Consider the following 14,064-nt stretch of genomic DNA (forward strand, 5'->3'; position numbering starts at 1 on the left):
GCGCCACACCCCAAGGGCTTGAGCCGCGAGTCTCCCACGACTCAACATCTGGACGAAGCCGACTCCTTTGGTCGCAACGGCGGAATCGCACCGAAACGCCGTTAACGAATGTTTGCTTGACGGAGTCGGACAATTCCGCCGCTATGGGTCCGATAAGGGGCGGAAATCATGGGTTTGATCGACACGATCGCACGGCCGCGTGCGAAGAAGACAGTGGAGCCGGCGGTTCAGCCGGTCCTCCCGCTCGACCAGATTTTACGCGGCGACTGCATCGAACGGATGAAGGCGCTCCCGTCGAACTCGATCGACATGATCTTCGCCGACCCCCCGTATAACCTCCAGCTCGGCGGCGAACTCTACCGTCCCGACGGGTCGCACGTGGACGCGGTCACCGACGACTGGGACAAGTTCGACACCTTCGCCGCGTACGACCGCTTCACCCGCGCCTGGCTCAAGGAAGCACGCCGCATCCTCAAGGACGACGGCTCGCTCTGGGTCATCGGCAGCTATCACAATATCTTCCGCGTCGGTGCGGCGGTGCAGGATCTCGGCTACTGGATCCTCAACGACATCGTCTGGCGCAAGACCAACCCGATGCCGAACTTCCGCGGCACCCGCTTCACCAACGCGCACGAGACTCTGATCTGGGCGTCGAAGGGCGAGAAGGCGAAGTATCACTTCAACTACCGCGCGATGAAGACGCTCAACGACGAGCTCCAGATGCGCAGCGACTGGGAGTTCCCGACCTGCGGCGGCGCCGAGCGGCTGAAGAAGAACGGCACAAAGGTGCATCCGACGCAGAAGCCCGAGGCGCTGCTCTACCGCATCCTGCTCGCCTGCACCGAGCCCGGCGACGTCGTGCTCGACCCGTTCTTCGGCACCGGCACCACCGGCGCAGTGGCCAAGCGGCTCGGTCGCAGCTGGATCGGCATCGATCGCGAGGGCGACTATATCGAAGCCGCACAGGAGCGGATCGAGGCCGCGTTGCCGCTCGACGAATCGGCGATCCGCACGATGATGAGCCCGCGCACGCAGCCCAAGGTCGCGTTCGGGGTGCTCGTCGAGAACGCGTATCTGACACCCGGCGCGGTGCTGACCGATTCGAAGCGCCGCTGGCGCGCGACGATCCGCGCCGACGGCTCGCTGCTGAGCGACTGCGGCACGATCGGCTCGATCCACAAGCTCGGCTCGACGCTCCAGAACGCGCCCGCGTGCAACGGCTGGAGCTTCTGGCATTACGAGAGCGACAAGGGCCTGAAGCCGATCGACGACCTCCGGCAGACGTACCTGCTGGCAACCACGGTCTGAGCCACGCGGACGCGTCCATCTCGTCCTAACCAAGACCGTCACCCCAGCGAAAGCTGGGCTCTCCCGCGACGACGCGCCACGGATGCGGCGGGAGATCCCAGCTTTCGCTGGGATGACGGGTATTGGCAGACGTGCCGGTTTGGCTACGGGCCGGTTCAGCGAACGTGCCGGTTCAGCGAACATGACGGCTAGCGAGCGCAACGTCTTTCGCGGAGCGGACGGACTGGAGTAGATCACGCCGATGACCCGCCTTCACCTCCGCCCCGTCCAGTTCGTCGACACCCCGATCGGTTACGAAGACGGCAGGGTCGCGCGCATCGCGGGTGGCCTGCAGTGGTTCGCCGCGTACGAGGTGATCGAAGGCCGCGCCCGCCGCACCATCCCCGTCGCCGACATCGCGACGCTGGGCGAGCGTGCCGCGTACCTCCACGCTGCCATCACCGCCCCCCGCGCCGCCCTCCAGCTCGGCGAACGCACGCTCCGCTTCGAGCAGCCGATCGTCGCCGGCATCCTCAACGTCACCCCCGACAGCTTCTCCGACGGCGGCAAGCATGTCGACGATCCTGCCGCCGCCGCAGCAGCCGGGATCGACATGGCCGCCGCCGGCGCGACGATGATCGACGTCGGCGGGGAATCGACTCGCCCCGGTGCCGCCGCCGTATGGGAGGGCGACGAGATCGCGCGCCTGGTCCCCGTCGTCGAACGCCTCGCCCGCGCCGGCGCCATCGTTTCGGTCGACACCCGCAAGGCAGCCGTCATGGAGGCGACGCTCGCCGCCGGCGCGCACATCGTTAACGACGTCGCCGCGCTCCTCTGGGACGACCGCGCGCTGGATGTGGTCGCGAAGAGCGGCTGCCCGGTCGTCCTGATGCACTCGCCCGACCCCAAGAAAGACGGCCACGGCGACGGCGGCTACACCAACGTCCTCACCGACGTGTTCGATTGGCTCGAAACCCGCATTGCCGCCGTCGTCGCAGGCGGCGTCGACCGGTCGCGAATCATGATCGATCCCGGCATCGGCTTCGGCAAGACGCTCAGCCAGAACCTCGCGTTGCTCAACGGCCTCGCGATCTTCCACGGACTGGGTTGCCCGATCATGCTGGGCGCAAGCCGCAAGCGCCTGATCGGCGCGCTCTCGAACGAAGCGCCCGTCGACCAGCGACTCGCCGGCTCGCTCGCGCTGGCCCTCAAAGGCGCAGAGTCCGGCGTCCAGATCCTCCGCGTCCATGACGTCGCGGAGACCGTACAGGCGGTAAGGATCTGGCGCGGCCTGCGCGATCAGTCGCTCGTTGGCGGCTAAGCGGGGGCGGCTAAGCGGGGGCGGCTAAGCGGGAGCGGTTAAGCAGGGGTGGTTAAGCAGGGGTGGCTAAGCGGGGTGGCGGATGATCGCTGCATTGCAGCGAAACGCCTTTTCGCGCATTAAAAGCCTTGTAAACAAGGGAGCTTTCGTTTGATCGTCACTGCTACACCGCGCATGAGCCAGATCCTCAGCGAAGTCTGGCGCCCGCTGCTCGGCCTCTTCGTCTGGGACGTGGTCGTCACGATCACCTATTACGTGCTGCCGTTCCACGCGCCCGCGCTGCCCCTGACGCTGTTCGGTACTGCCCTCGCGCTGTTCCTCGGCTTCCGTGATAACTCGGCGTATCAGCGCTGGTGGGAAAGCCGCGGGCTGTGGGGCCTGATGATCAACGCCTCGCGCAGCCTGGCACGTATGGCGCGCAACATGTTGCCCGAGCCCGAGGGCCACGACATGAAGCGGACGATCGTCCTCCGCCAGATCGCGTATGTGAACGCGCTGCGCTGTCAGTTGCGCAAGCAGCCTGCGGCACCCGAAGTGCTGCGCTTCCTGTCGCAGGACGAGGCCTCGTTTGCGCTCGAACGGACCAACATCGCCAACGGCCTGCTCGACGGAACCGGCCGCCGGATCGACATCGCGCGCCGCAACGGCTGGATCGATACGATCCAGCAGACGCAGTTCGAGGCGATTCTGGTCGACATCGCCAACGCGCAGGGCGGCATGGAGCGCATCAAGAACACGCCGTTGCCCAACCAGTACCGGTTCTTCCCGAGCCTGTTCACGCGCTTGTTCTGCGTTTTGCTGCCGATCGGCTTGGTCGAAACGCTGGGTTATGCGACCCCGGTCGGCTCGACGATTGCCGGCCTGATGTTCCTTGCCGTGCTGCAGATCGGCGATGATCTGGTCGATCCGTTCGCGGACACGATCCACGACGTCCCGCTCAGCGCGATGTGCCGCACGATCGAGATCGACCTGCTCCAGGCGATCGGCGATCCGGCGCCCGAGCCGTTGCAGCCCGAGAAGGGTGTCTTGTGGTAAAAGGTTGCCGCGCCCGCTGACGTGGCAACTGCTGGGCGAGGCGGTTCTCGGGGATGAGGACTTGTCCAAGGCTTCTCCAGCGTCCAGTCTCCGAGGATGTGGAAATCGCATCGGCTCCAGCGAGGTCGCGGTGGCTTGCCACATGGTACGAGGCCGAACTTAGGATTGGTTTGGCTGACGAGCGTCCGATTTTCGCAACGCCGAAAGGATGGGCCGATGGTTCGGTACGCGCTCCTCATGCTCACGATGCTTGCGGGATGTGGCGGATCGGCGACGGCCGAGCGACCAAACCCACGCCCCGGAGTGACCGGCAAGATATGGGCCTTGCGCCAGATCGACGGTACGCCGGTCGAACGCGCCGACGTAGAGGCAGCGACGCTCCGGTTCGATGCTGGTCATGGGATTACGGGAACTTCCGTTTGCAACGACGTCGGTGGTAAAGAATTTGGCTGGTCCGCCGATCCCTCAAGCACGAGGGGCGTGATCAGACGCGACGAGACGGAAGCGACGATCGTCACGGCGGTCGGATGTATGGACGTGCATGCTTCTGATATCGCGAGACGGTTCTGGCAAAAAATGGAAACCGCGAACGAGTGGGTCGTGCAAGGCGGCACACTGCGAATCAGTTTTCTGGACGGAAGCGCTGCAACGCTAAAGCCTGTCGGAGATGCTCGTCCAAATCGCGAATTGGGCTGCGTGAACGGGAAGGCAGGCAATTTCGACTGTCCAGGTCGGCGATAGGCTGTCCAGCGCGGGCGCGCCTGTCCGCTTCAGGCGGCGTTGTCGATCCCCAGGTCGCTGAGCTTGCGGTACAGCGTCGAGCGGCCGATGCCGAGGCGGCGGGCGACTTCGGTCATGCGGCCGCGGTAATGGCCGATCGCAAGGCGGATCACGTCGGCCTCGATCTCCTCGAGCGCGCGCAGATTGCCGTCGGGGCGGAACAGCGTGACCCCGCCACCGCCTGCAGCCACCGTGGCCGGGCCGCGCTGGCGATTGCCCAGCGCGGCGATCTGCGGGAAATCCTCTTCCGTCAGCGCGGCGCCTTCGCACAGCACGGCCGCGCGAAAGAGCGCGTTCTGCAACTGGCGGACGTTGCCGGGCCAGTCGTAGTGCACCAGCAGCTTCAGTGCGGCGTCGGTGATCCCGAGCGGTCTCAGCCCCGGTTGCTCGGCGATCCGCGCGAGCAGGTGACGGGCGAGCGCCGGGATGTCGCCCGTCCGTTCGCGTAACGGCGGGATCGTCACCTGCACCGCGTTCAGCCGGTAATAGAGATCCTCGCGGAACCGCCCCGCCTCGACCTCGTCGAGCAGCCGCTGGTTGGTCGCGGCGATCACCCGGACGTCGACGTCACGCGAATGGCGCGCGCCGATCGGCTGGACCTCGCCGGTGTGGAGCAAGTGGAGCAGCTTGGCCTGTGCCTCCAGCGGCATCTCGCCGATCTCGTCGAGGAACAGCGTGCCGCCATCGGCATCGTGGAACCGGCCGATCTTGCGTTCGAACGCGCCGGTGAACGCACCTTCCTCGTGGCCGAACAATTCCGATTCGATCAGGTTGGCGGGCATCGCCGCGCAATTGACGGTAATCATCGGCTTCTTGGCGCGCGGCGAGGCGGCGTGGATCGCCTCGGCGACGACCGCCTTGCCGACCCCGCTCTCGCCCTCGACCAGCACCGCGACGCGCGCACGGGCCGCCTTGGCCGCGATCGCCAATGCGGCACGGAAATCGGGGGAGGAGCCGACGATCTCGTCGAACGCGAGCAGTGCGGGAATCTTTTCGGTGAGGGGGCGCAGTTCGCCCGCCGCGGTGCCGGCGATCGCCGCCTCCAGTGCGGCGAGCACGCGGTCGGGGGCGAGCGGCTTGACGAGGAAGTCGGTGGCGCCGGCGCGCATCGCCGAGACCGCGTGCGCGACCGAGCCGTTGGCGGTGAGCATCAGGATCGGCAGCGCGGGGCGACGTTCGCGGAGTTCGGCGATCAGCGCGGTCGCGTCGCCATCGGGGGCGGAGTGATCGAGCAGGATCGCGTCGAGCTGCATCCCGTCCTGCGTGCCGAGCGTGGCGATCGCCATCTCGGCGTCGGTCGCGAACACCGCGCGCCAGCCGCCGCGGGCGGCGAGCGTCGCCACCAGCCGGCGCTGTGCGGGCTCGTCGTCGATCAATAATACTAGGCGCTGGCCGTTGCGCGTCATGGCGAATCCTGTCCCGTTCCGGCACGTGCAATAACTACGTTAAGTAAAGAGCGACTTAAATGTCTTGCTTGGCGTTCGGGGATACGCGCGATAAGGTCTTGGTCATAGAGGATGAAACTCACAGGATTGGGGCACGAACCATGGCCGGCAACGGAGACATGAAGGCGCACGTCGCGACCTATTCGAGCGTGACGGGGATGATGAAATGGGGCTCGGTCGGGTGCGCGCTGGTCGTCGCGCTCGTCATCTGGCTGATCTCGTAACATCATGAAGATCGCCGTCCTGAAAGAGCAAGCGGACGGCGAGCGGCGGGTTTCCGCGACGCCGGAAACGGTGAAGAAGTTCATCGCGCTGGGCGCGACGCTGGCAGTGGAGACGGGGGCGGGCGAGACGGCCTCGATCGCCGATGCTGCTTATGCCGATGCGGGCGCGTCGGTTGGCGATCGTGCGGCGACGCTCGCGGGGGCGGATATCGTGCTCGGCGTGCAGGGGCCTGATCCTGCGTCGCTCGCCGGCGTCGCGCCGGGGGCGTGGATCGTGGCCAGCCTCAATCCTTTTGCAGAGCGCGCGCGGATCGAGGCCTATGCCGCGGCCGGGTACGAAGCGCTGGCGATGGAGTTCATGCCGCGGATCACGCGCGCGCAGTCGATGGATATCCTGTCGTCGCAGTCGAACCTGTCGGGCTACAAGGCGGTGCTCGACGCAGCGGCCGAATATGGTCGCGCGTTTCCGATGATGATGACCGCGGCAGGGACGATCTCCGCGGCGAAGGCATTCGTGATGGGCGTCGGCGTCGCCGGGCTCCAGGCGATCGCGACCGCGCGGCGGCTCGGCGCGCAGGTGTCGGCGACCGATGTCCGTGCCGCGACCCGCGAGCAGATCCAGTCGCTTGGTGCGAAACCGATCTTCGTCGAGACCATCGCGGGGATCGAAGGCGAGGGGACGGGCGGGTACGCCGGCGAGATGTCGCCCGAATACCAGGCCGCGCAGGCCGAGCTCGTCTCGGGGCATATCGCCAAGCAGGACATCGTCATCACCACCGCGCTGATCCCCGGGCGCGCCGCGCCGCGGTTGATCTCGGCGGCACAGGTCGCGAGCATGAAGCCGGGCTCGGTGATCGTCGATCTCGCGGTCGAACAGGGCGGCAACGTCGAGGGGTCGGTTGCGGGCGAAGTGGTCGTGGTGAACGGCGTGAAGATCGTCGGCCACCGCAACGTGCCGTCGCGCCTTGCGGCAGATGCCAGCGCGCTGTTCAGCCGCAACCTCTACAACTTCCTCAACGCCTTCTGGGACAAGGAGGCGGGCAAGCCCGTGCTCGACGCGGAAATCGGTGACGCGGTGCGGCTGACGCACGGCGGCAAGATCGTGAACCCGCGGTTGCTGTCTTGATAATCGATCCTCCCCTGCAAGGGGAGGTGGCGCGCCTTGGCGCGACGGAGGGGTATCGCCGCTCGTTATCGTGCGCACCATTACGACGGGCGACACCCCTCCGTCAGGCTGGCGCCTGCCACCTCCCCTGCAAGGGGAGGATTTGAAATGCTCCAGGGGACCGGATCGATTGGAGCGCTGGCCAAGCAGCTTCGCGCGGCGATGTCTCCGCCTGAGATTGCATTGTGGGTTGCATTGCAGGAGCGACCGGCTGGCTTGAAGTTTCGGAAACAGCATCCGTCGGGTCCGTACGTTGCGGACTTTTACTGTCATGCCGCGCGGCTGATCATCGAGGTTGACGGGCAGGCGCACGACTATGGCGATCGCCCAGCGCGCGACGCTTCGCGCGATCGCTGGTTCGAAGCGCGCGGTATCGCCGTTCTGCGTATTCCAGCCGTCGAGATTTTCCACGATTGCGACGCCATGGTTCGAGGTATCGTGGCGCTTGCCGTCGAGCGGCTCGCCACGCAGGAGGAATGAAATGGACTTTATCGCGATCCTGTCGATCTTCGTGCTGGCGTGTTTCGTCGGGTATTTCGTGGTGTGGGCGGTCACGCCCGCGCTGCACACGCCGCTGATGGCGGTGACCAACGCGATCTCGAGCGTAATCATCGTCGGCGCGCTGATCGCCGCCGCGGCACCGACGGTCCTGGGGGCGATCGGTGCCGGATCGGGCGTGGCCAAGGCGCTCGGGCTGCTCGCGGTGGTGCTGGCGAGCATCAACATCTTCGGCGGCTTTGCGGTCACCGCGCGGATGCTGGCGATGTACAAGAAGAAGGAACGGCCGGTCGCGAAGTAGCGATCGTCATCCCAGCGAAAGCTGGGATCTCGTGCGACTCCAGCGCCGCGCGAGCAACCGGGAGATGCCAGCCTTCGCTGGCATGACGAAGTGGGTAAGTGGGGACGAACGCGATGCATGAACTGACGGTCAGCCCCTGGGCATCGCTCGCCTATCTGGTCGCGGGGGTGTGCTTCATCCTCGCGTTGCGCGGGCTGTCGAGCCCGGCGTCGAGCCAGCGCGGCAACCGCTTCGGCATCATCGGCATGACGATCGCGGTCGTGACGACGCTGGTGACGCATGTGCCCGTCGTTCAGCATCTTCTCGTTTCGGACGCCGGGCCTACGATGGCCGTGCGCACCATCTATTGGGTCACGGTCGTCGAAATCCTCGCGGCGATCGGCGTCGGCGCAGCGATCGGCCTCGTCACCGCACGTCGGATCGCCATGACTGCGATGCCGCAGCTTGTCGCCGCCTTCCATTCGCTCGTCGGCCTCGCCGCGGTGCTGGTCGGCGTCGCGGCCTACCTCAACCCGCAGGCGTTCGGGATCTCCAACCTCGTCATCCCCCTGATCGGCCAGCCCTTCGCGGTCATCCACCCGGTCAGCCGGATCGAGCTCGGCCTCGGCGTCGCGATCGGCGCGATCACCTTCTCCGGCTCGGTTATCGCCTTCCTGAAGCTCAACGGCAACATGGGCGGCAAGCCGATCATGCTGCCCGGTCGCCATGTCATCAACATCGCGCTGCTCGCCGCCATCCTCGGCTTGATCGCGTATTTCGTCACCGATCAGTCGGCGTGGATCTTCTGGACGATCACGGGCTTGAGCTTCGTCATCGGCTTCCTGCTGATCGTCCCGATCGGCGGCGCGGACATGCCGGTCGTAGTCAGCATGCTGAACAGTTATTCGGGCTGGGCCGCGGCGGCGATGGGCTTCACGCTGCACAACAGCGCGATGATCATCACCGGCGCGCTGGTCGGCAGCTCGGGCGCGATCCTCAGCTACATCATGTGCCGCGCGATGAACCGCAGCTTCATCAGCGTGATCGCGGGCGGCTTCGGCCAGTCGTCCGATGCCGGCGGCCCGGCTGCGGCCAGCGATCGTCCGTGGAAGCGCGGCTCGGCCGAGGACGCCGCGTTCCTGATGAGCCAGGCCGAGCAGGTCATCATCGTCCCCGGCTACGGCATGGCGGTCGCGCAGGCGCAGCACGTCCTGCGCGAGATGGGCGACAAGCTGAAGGCCGAGGGCGTCCGCGTGAAATATGCGATCCACCCGGTCGCGGGCCGCATGCCGGGGCACATGAACGTCCTGCTGGCGGAGGCGAACGTGCCCTATGACGACGTGTTCGAGCTGGAGGATATCAACAGCGAGTTCGCGCAGACCGACGTCGCGTTCGTGATCGGCGCCAACGACGTCACCAACCCCGCCGCCAAGACCGACAAGTCCTCGCCGATCTACGGCATGCCGGTGCTCGACGTCGAGAAGGCCAAGACCGTGCTGTTCATCAAGCGCTCGATGGGCGGCGTCGGCTATGCCGGTGTCGATAACGACCTGTTCTACCGCGACAATACGATGATGTTGCTGGCGGACGCGAAGAAGATGGTCGAGGATATCGTCAAGGCGCTCGATTAGGGCCCGATCGCGTCGTGCAGAGGAAGTTCCCGAATCCAACGAAACTCGATCCAGTTCGGGTATAATACTTGGCCTGACGCAGGTTAGTCTCCGTATCACAACGGAGACCGTGATGACTCGACCGGCCGGCCCACCCGACGCGGCAGATTACGATAGCGGGATCGACGCGGTCCTGATTGCCGCGGCGAGTGCGCCGGACCGGTTGGCCGTTGCGCTAGCCGTGCTGCGTGGGCGGGTCGTCGGGCGGCTCGACTGGCAAGCGGCATTCGGCGATCATGCGACGCCGCACGTGATCGTCGTCGAGGCTGCCGGGGTCGATCTCGCGCTGCTCGCCGAACGCCTGCCGGTCATCGTCGATCAGGCGGCAGCCTTGCAGGCGGGGCTGGTCGTCGCCCTGGGCATGGATGAAATCGACGTCGTCGCTGCGGCGACGCTCGGCGGCAGCACGCGGTTGCTGGTCGATCCCACCGTCGGCGATTGCGTCGCGGCGATCGTGGTCGCCGCCGAAGCCGCGCGCCTCCCCGCCGGTGTGTTCGATGTCACGCGCGAAACCGACAGTACGCGACTGGAACGTCTGAACACGGAGGTCGCGCGGATCGCCGAGGCGCTCGCGCGGCTGACGCGTGCGGAGATCGACGAGGATACCCCTGCCGCGCCGATCGTCGGGGATCGGACGAACCATTACGGCGCGCGGCCGTCCCTGGCCGAGCCGAGCGCCGCCGACGTCCGGCGGGCGATCCGGGCGAGGCGGCTGCGCGACCAGTTCTTCGGCACTGCGCTGTTCGAGGATCCGGGCTGGGACATGCTGCTCGATCTCTACGCCGCCGAACTCGAGCGCGGGCGCGTGTCGGTGTCGAGCCTGTGCATCGCCGCCGCGGTCGCGCCGACCACCGCGTTGCGCTGGATCGCGCGGATGACCGACACCGGATTGTTCGAACGCCGCCCCGACATGCACGACCGACGGCGCGCGTTCATGGTGCTCTCCGACCGCGCGAGCGAGGCGATGCGCGGGTATATCGTGGCCACCAGAGGCGCCGACCTGCGGATTCCGTGATCGTTCGACCCCTTTTAGCTTGCCCCGGCCGCCCGGCTTTGGCATCGCACGTCCACCCGAGAGGGGGCGATTAGCTCAGTTGGTAGAGCGTCTCGTTTACACCGAGAATGTCGGCGGTTCGAGCCCGTCATCGCCCACCATTCCCAGCTGTCATCCTATGACATTGAAGAGCGCGGGGTTTCAAAAGCCCAGATTTGCGTCATTCGGGATTCTTACCCGCAATCATTCCACTCCGGCGCAACCCGACGTGAGAAGGGGGGGCTTCGGGGGTACCGATCTGACGAATGAGGGTACGCGCTCACGAATCGGCGGTGGCGCAGCCACACCCACCGACACGGTCGTGTTCGCGTACCGCGCCGAGTAGTACCTGAAGTAGACCGAGCCCGATGCTTACGACGTCCGGAAGCGCGACGCTTGGGAGATCGAGATGGGCACCGATCGCGATCGCGTCGACGTCTACAGCTGGAAAGTTCGTCAGGGCGCGACGTAGCGCCGCAAGGTCTGATTTTCTGGGCGCGGCAGGCCGTGCGCGGCGCCTATTTGATGCGGGACGGCGGCAGCGCGAGTGGTCCGCTATAACCGACACCTTCCGCCTGCATCGTGGATGGATGGACTCCTTCAAACCGCAGCCGTTCACGGGGCGGGAAGCGTTTCTGTGGTCGGTTGAGCATGCCGCGATCTACGGCGGGGAGGAGAGGCTCGGCACCCCCCACACGCACCTGGCGCGTGGAGAGCTTCTCACGGCCGTCCAAAAGCTGTCCCAGGCCTTCGACTGGTCGAGACCTCGGGTGCGTGGTTTCCTGCGGCGCATGGAGCGAGCCGGGATATGGCCGGTTCGACCGACAGGCGGTGGAATGCTGATCATCGCGGTCTGCGTGTTAGATCAGCACATCGTTGGGGAACCGGGGCTTGCGATATGAGCGGCTACGCGCGCGCCCAGCGGGGGCGATGGGAGCACCGCCCATCACCGAAGGCAATTACGATGAGCGACCTGGCACTGACCGCACCCGGCCATCTCCTCGATCCTCCCCCTACACGATGCAATGCGTGCCGCCCGCGCTGCTGTTGACCTCGGCGGACCGTAGTTTCGTGTTCGATGGGTCGCCCGCCTGGGCCGGACCATGCACGCCGCGTGCTTGCCCAGGCTGGCGGCGAGGCCGAGGCGGTCAGTACGCCGGATACGCTCCGGCACGGCGCACGACCGGTACCCCGGGATTGGCTGGGTGACCAGTTGGCGACCTTGTGGTCGTTGTTCATGGCATCGCGCTCGCAGGCCAATCCTGAGTTGCTGACGCTCTGGCTATCCGAGCACCTACGGCTACTGGCGGACCTGCCGCACGATATTGTCGCGATCGCTATCGATCGCGCCGTCCAATCAGCGTGACATGGGCTCATCCCGTTGATCGACGAGATGCGAACCACCGCTGAACCGCTTGTTGCGGAACGAGCGCGGCTGATCGAGCGGCCCATCTCGATAGTCGAAGGGGAGGCTTGACGGTTTATCACGTTGCCGCCGCCGCATGCCCCCCCGGTCTAGTCATTCTTCGGGTCCGCTCCGCGAGATGTCGAGATCGACGTCTTCGCCAGCGTTGCCGCCGCCAGCACCCGATCCGCTGCCGTGAACCTCACCGGTTTTGTTGTCGATGTAGGCTCGCTTTCCCGCTTCCGGCGGAATGTCGCGACCGTCGGCGGGTTCGTCGGCACCAGCATCGTGGGCACCGTCACGGTTCTGAAGGTGACGCTCGGCTGCATGGTTGCCGCTGTCGTACTCGTCGCCGGAATAACCTTCGCCTTTACCAAACCCGTCCGCAGTTCGATCCGCGTTTCCGGACTTGATGCCGACGTCGTCGACAGGTTCAGGCGCGTTCTTATCGGTCATGATGATCTCCTACGTTCGCTCCCCGTCAACGCACGAGGCGCCAAAAACCGCCAGCGGGGTGCGATTGCTCAAAACATTCTCGAACAGAAGCGGGCCGCGATGAGCGCAGTGGCAGAGCCACCCTCATCCATTAACGCGGGGCAACTGCTTCGGGCATGGCCCCGCGGCATGGTGTAAGTGGTCAAGATATTTCTCGTATTCTCGTGGTTTGCCGCATAGTCTTCGATCTTAGGATTTGAAGGGGCTACGGAACGTGAACCAGCCGATCGGGCCGATCATGCAGGAGCGTGGCTTCAGCGTTCAGCTTGGCAGCTTGCGCTTCGATGCATGGGACAGGAGAGTGGTTCGTCCTCCCACTGGGCAACTTCAGGGCTACGAGGCAAAGCCGCTGATCACCTGGCGCTTGGGAGCATCCGTGGCGGTCTGCATGCTGGTGGCGGTATCGATCGGCCTAGCGGCTCAGCATGCTAACGCCCGCTCCGCATACTCTGTCGTCGTGTCCGTGCCCGATCCCTTACCTAAGCGTAGCGTGGTCACTTTGGCCAAGCCTAAGGCTCAAGCTGCATCGGTAGCCAAGCATTCGCCAGCCGGTCTGACCGCACGTCCCGCGTTGCTGACAACGGCTGATCCGCCTGCGTCGTTTCCAGCGGTTGCCGCCACCGATCAGCCTCTCCCCCTGGTGAGCGTGACGACGGCAGTGCGGTTAGCGATGAAGACAGGCGACGCGCAAGAGTGGGGTGACCTATCAACCGGCGCGCGCGGCATCGTCGTTGTCGGCGCCGCCCAAAACATCGGCGAGAAATCGTGCCGCGATCTGTCAATTCTTACCCGCAAGGATGGTCAGCCTGAATCCGTCGAGCAAAAGCGGAATTGCGAGCCAGCAATCGCTGCATGAGCAGTCCGCAGCTAGCGTGATCGGCGAGCGGGGCTTCGCGATCGCGGACATCAATGCGGTAACGCAGGATGGAGCGTCTGCGCAGCATCTTAAGCGCATCGAGAGCGGCTCGCCGAGAACGAGACGAACGATTTCCTGCATCCGAATACGGCGGCTACAAAAAGTGGGCCGGAGCGATTACGCCTACCGTCCTTAGCCTGAAGGCGCAGTCTCTGGGAACAGTTGACCAATAAAGACGCTATTTTATAGCGTGGTTCTAAGCGCACTCGTCGCAAAGGCGGGACGTTGAGCACATCTCATCTGCGCATGGCGCTGCTCTGAAAAAGGCGAGTATCCAAGCAGTGACACCGTACATGCGGGAATTCTCCGACAGACGATTCATGGTTAACGTGCTGCACCGCAGCATGCAACATGCGTGAGCGTCAACTGGCTGTCAGTGTTTTACTATCCGGATTGACGTGACCCCCGTTTTTTCCTCCAGTTGGAGCTAGAGTCCGACCCCGGAAAGGGACGGACAGATGAAGCGGAAGCAGTTTTCGGAAGAGCAGATCATCGGCATCCTGAAGGAGG

Annotated in this window: 14 protein-coding genes and 1 tRNA gene; 13 read left to right on the forward strand and 2 right to left on the reverse strand. The window is 65.3% G+C overall.

Translation table 11 applies throughout. The features are described 5' to 3' along the window. Positions 1-168: 168 nt before the first annotated feature. The 4 genes from U1737_RS20245 (at position 169) to U1737_RS20260 (ending at position 4,384) form a co-directional block, all read left to right on the forward strand. Positions 169-1,308: a site-specific DNA-methyltransferase gene (locus U1737_RS20245; protein WP_282580622.1), complete on the forward strand. Its 1,140-nt coding sequence runs from the start codon at positions 169-171 to the stop codon at positions 1,306-1,308. Between the two features lie 241 nt (positions 1,309-1,549). Then, positions 1,550-2,608 (forward strand): dihydropteroate synthase, encoded by a 1,059-nt coding sequence (gene folP, locus U1737_RS20250; protein ID WP_332798043.1) that lies wholly within the window; start codon positions 1,550-1,552, stop codon positions 2,606-2,608. 150 nt (positions 2,609-2,758) lie between these two features. After that, a complete protein-coding gene (locus tag U1737_RS20255; protein WP_248524931.1) occupies positions 2,759-3,643 on the forward strand; it encodes a bestrophin family protein in 885 nt (294 codons plus the stop codon). 216 nt (positions 3,644-3,859) lie between these two features. Beyond that, a complete protein-coding gene (locus U1737_RS20260) occupies positions 3,860-4,384 on the forward strand; it encodes an META domain-containing protein (protein WP_332798044.1) in 525 nt (174 codons plus the stop codon). Between the two features lie 29 nt (positions 4,385-4,413). Here the strand turns inward: U1737_RS20260 and U1737_RS20265 are convergent, their stop codons facing one another. Next, entirely contained in the window at positions 4,414-5,829 is a 1,416-nt protein-coding gene (locus U1737_RS20265; RefSeq protein WP_248524937.1) for a sigma-54-dependent transcriptional regulator, read from the reverse strand. 59 nt (positions 5,830-5,888) lie between these two features. Here U1737_RS20265 and U1737_RS20270 point away from each other — a divergent pair, with 59 nt between their 5' ends. From U1737_RS20270 to U1737_RS20305, 8 genes are all read left to right on the forward strand, one after another. Further along, positions 5,889-6,092 (forward strand): aa3-type cytochrome c oxidase subunit IV, encoded by a 204-nt coding sequence (locus U1737_RS20270; protein ID WP_332798045.1) that lies wholly within the window; start codon positions 5,889-5,891, stop codon positions 6,090-6,092. 4 nt (positions 6,093-6,096) lie between these two features. Beyond that, on the forward strand, positions 6,097-7,218 hold the full coding sequence (locus tag U1737_RS20275; protein ID WP_248524939.1) for an NAD(P) transhydrogenase subunit alpha: 1,122 nt from the start codon (positions 6,097-6,099) through the stop codon (positions 7,216-7,218). 147 nt (positions 7,219-7,365) lie between these two features. Further along, a complete protein-coding gene (locus tag U1737_RS20280) occupies positions 7,366-7,737 on the forward strand; it encodes an endonuclease domain-containing protein (RefSeq protein WP_332798046.1) in 372 nt (123 codons plus the stop codon). Between the two features lies 1 nt (position 7,738). Beyond that, positions 7,739-8,056 (forward strand): proton-translocating transhydrogenase family protein, encoded by a 318-nt coding sequence (locus U1737_RS20285; RefSeq protein ID WP_248524941.1) that lies wholly within the window; start codon positions 7,739-7,741, stop codon positions 8,054-8,056. 113 nt (positions 8,057-8,169) lie between these two features. Then, complete coding sequence (locus U1737_RS20290; RefSeq protein ID WP_332798047.1) at positions 8,170-9,666, forward strand: NAD(P)(+) transhydrogenase (Re/Si-specific) subunit beta; 1,497 nt, start codon at positions 8,170-8,172, stop codon at positions 9,664-9,666. 112 nt (positions 9,667-9,778) lie between these two features. Continuing rightward, positions 9,779-10,720, forward strand: coding sequence for a MarR family winged helix-turn-helix transcriptional regulator (locus U1737_RS20295; RefSeq protein ID WP_248524943.1), 942 nt, complete (start codon positions 9,779-9,781; stop codon positions 10,718-10,720). Positions 10,721-10,784: 64 nt separating this feature from the next. Beyond that, a tRNA-Val gene (locus U1737_RS20300) sits at positions 10,785-10,860 on the forward strand. Positions 10,861-11,816: 956 nt separating this feature from the next. Then, entirely contained in the window at positions 11,817-12,104 is a 288-nt protein-coding gene (locus U1737_RS20305) for a hypothetical protein (protein WP_248524944.1), read from the forward strand. A 153-nt stretch (positions 12,105-12,257) separates the two neighbouring features. Here the strand turns inward: U1737_RS20305 and U1737_RS20310 are convergent, their stop codons facing one another. Then, positions 12,258-12,599 (reverse strand): hypothetical protein, encoded by a 342-nt coding sequence (locus U1737_RS20310; protein WP_248524945.1) that lies wholly within the window; start codon positions 12,597-12,599, stop codon positions 12,258-12,260. A gap of 253 nt (positions 12,600-12,852) precedes the next feature. On the opposite strand from U1737_RS20310, the gene U1737_RS20315 reads away from it, so the two are divergent. After that, positions 12,853-13,494 (forward strand): hypothetical protein, encoded by a 642-nt coding sequence (locus U1737_RS20315; RefSeq protein ID WP_332798048.1) that lies wholly within the window; start codon positions 12,853-12,855, stop codon positions 13,492-13,494. Positions 13,495-14,064: the final 570 nt, after the last annotated feature.

Source organism: Sphingomonas fucosidasi (genome assembly GCF_036663855.1).
Classification (GTDB): Bacteria; Pseudomonadota; Alphaproteobacteria; order Sphingomonadales; family Sphingomonadaceae; genus Sphingomonas; species Sphingomonas faeni_B.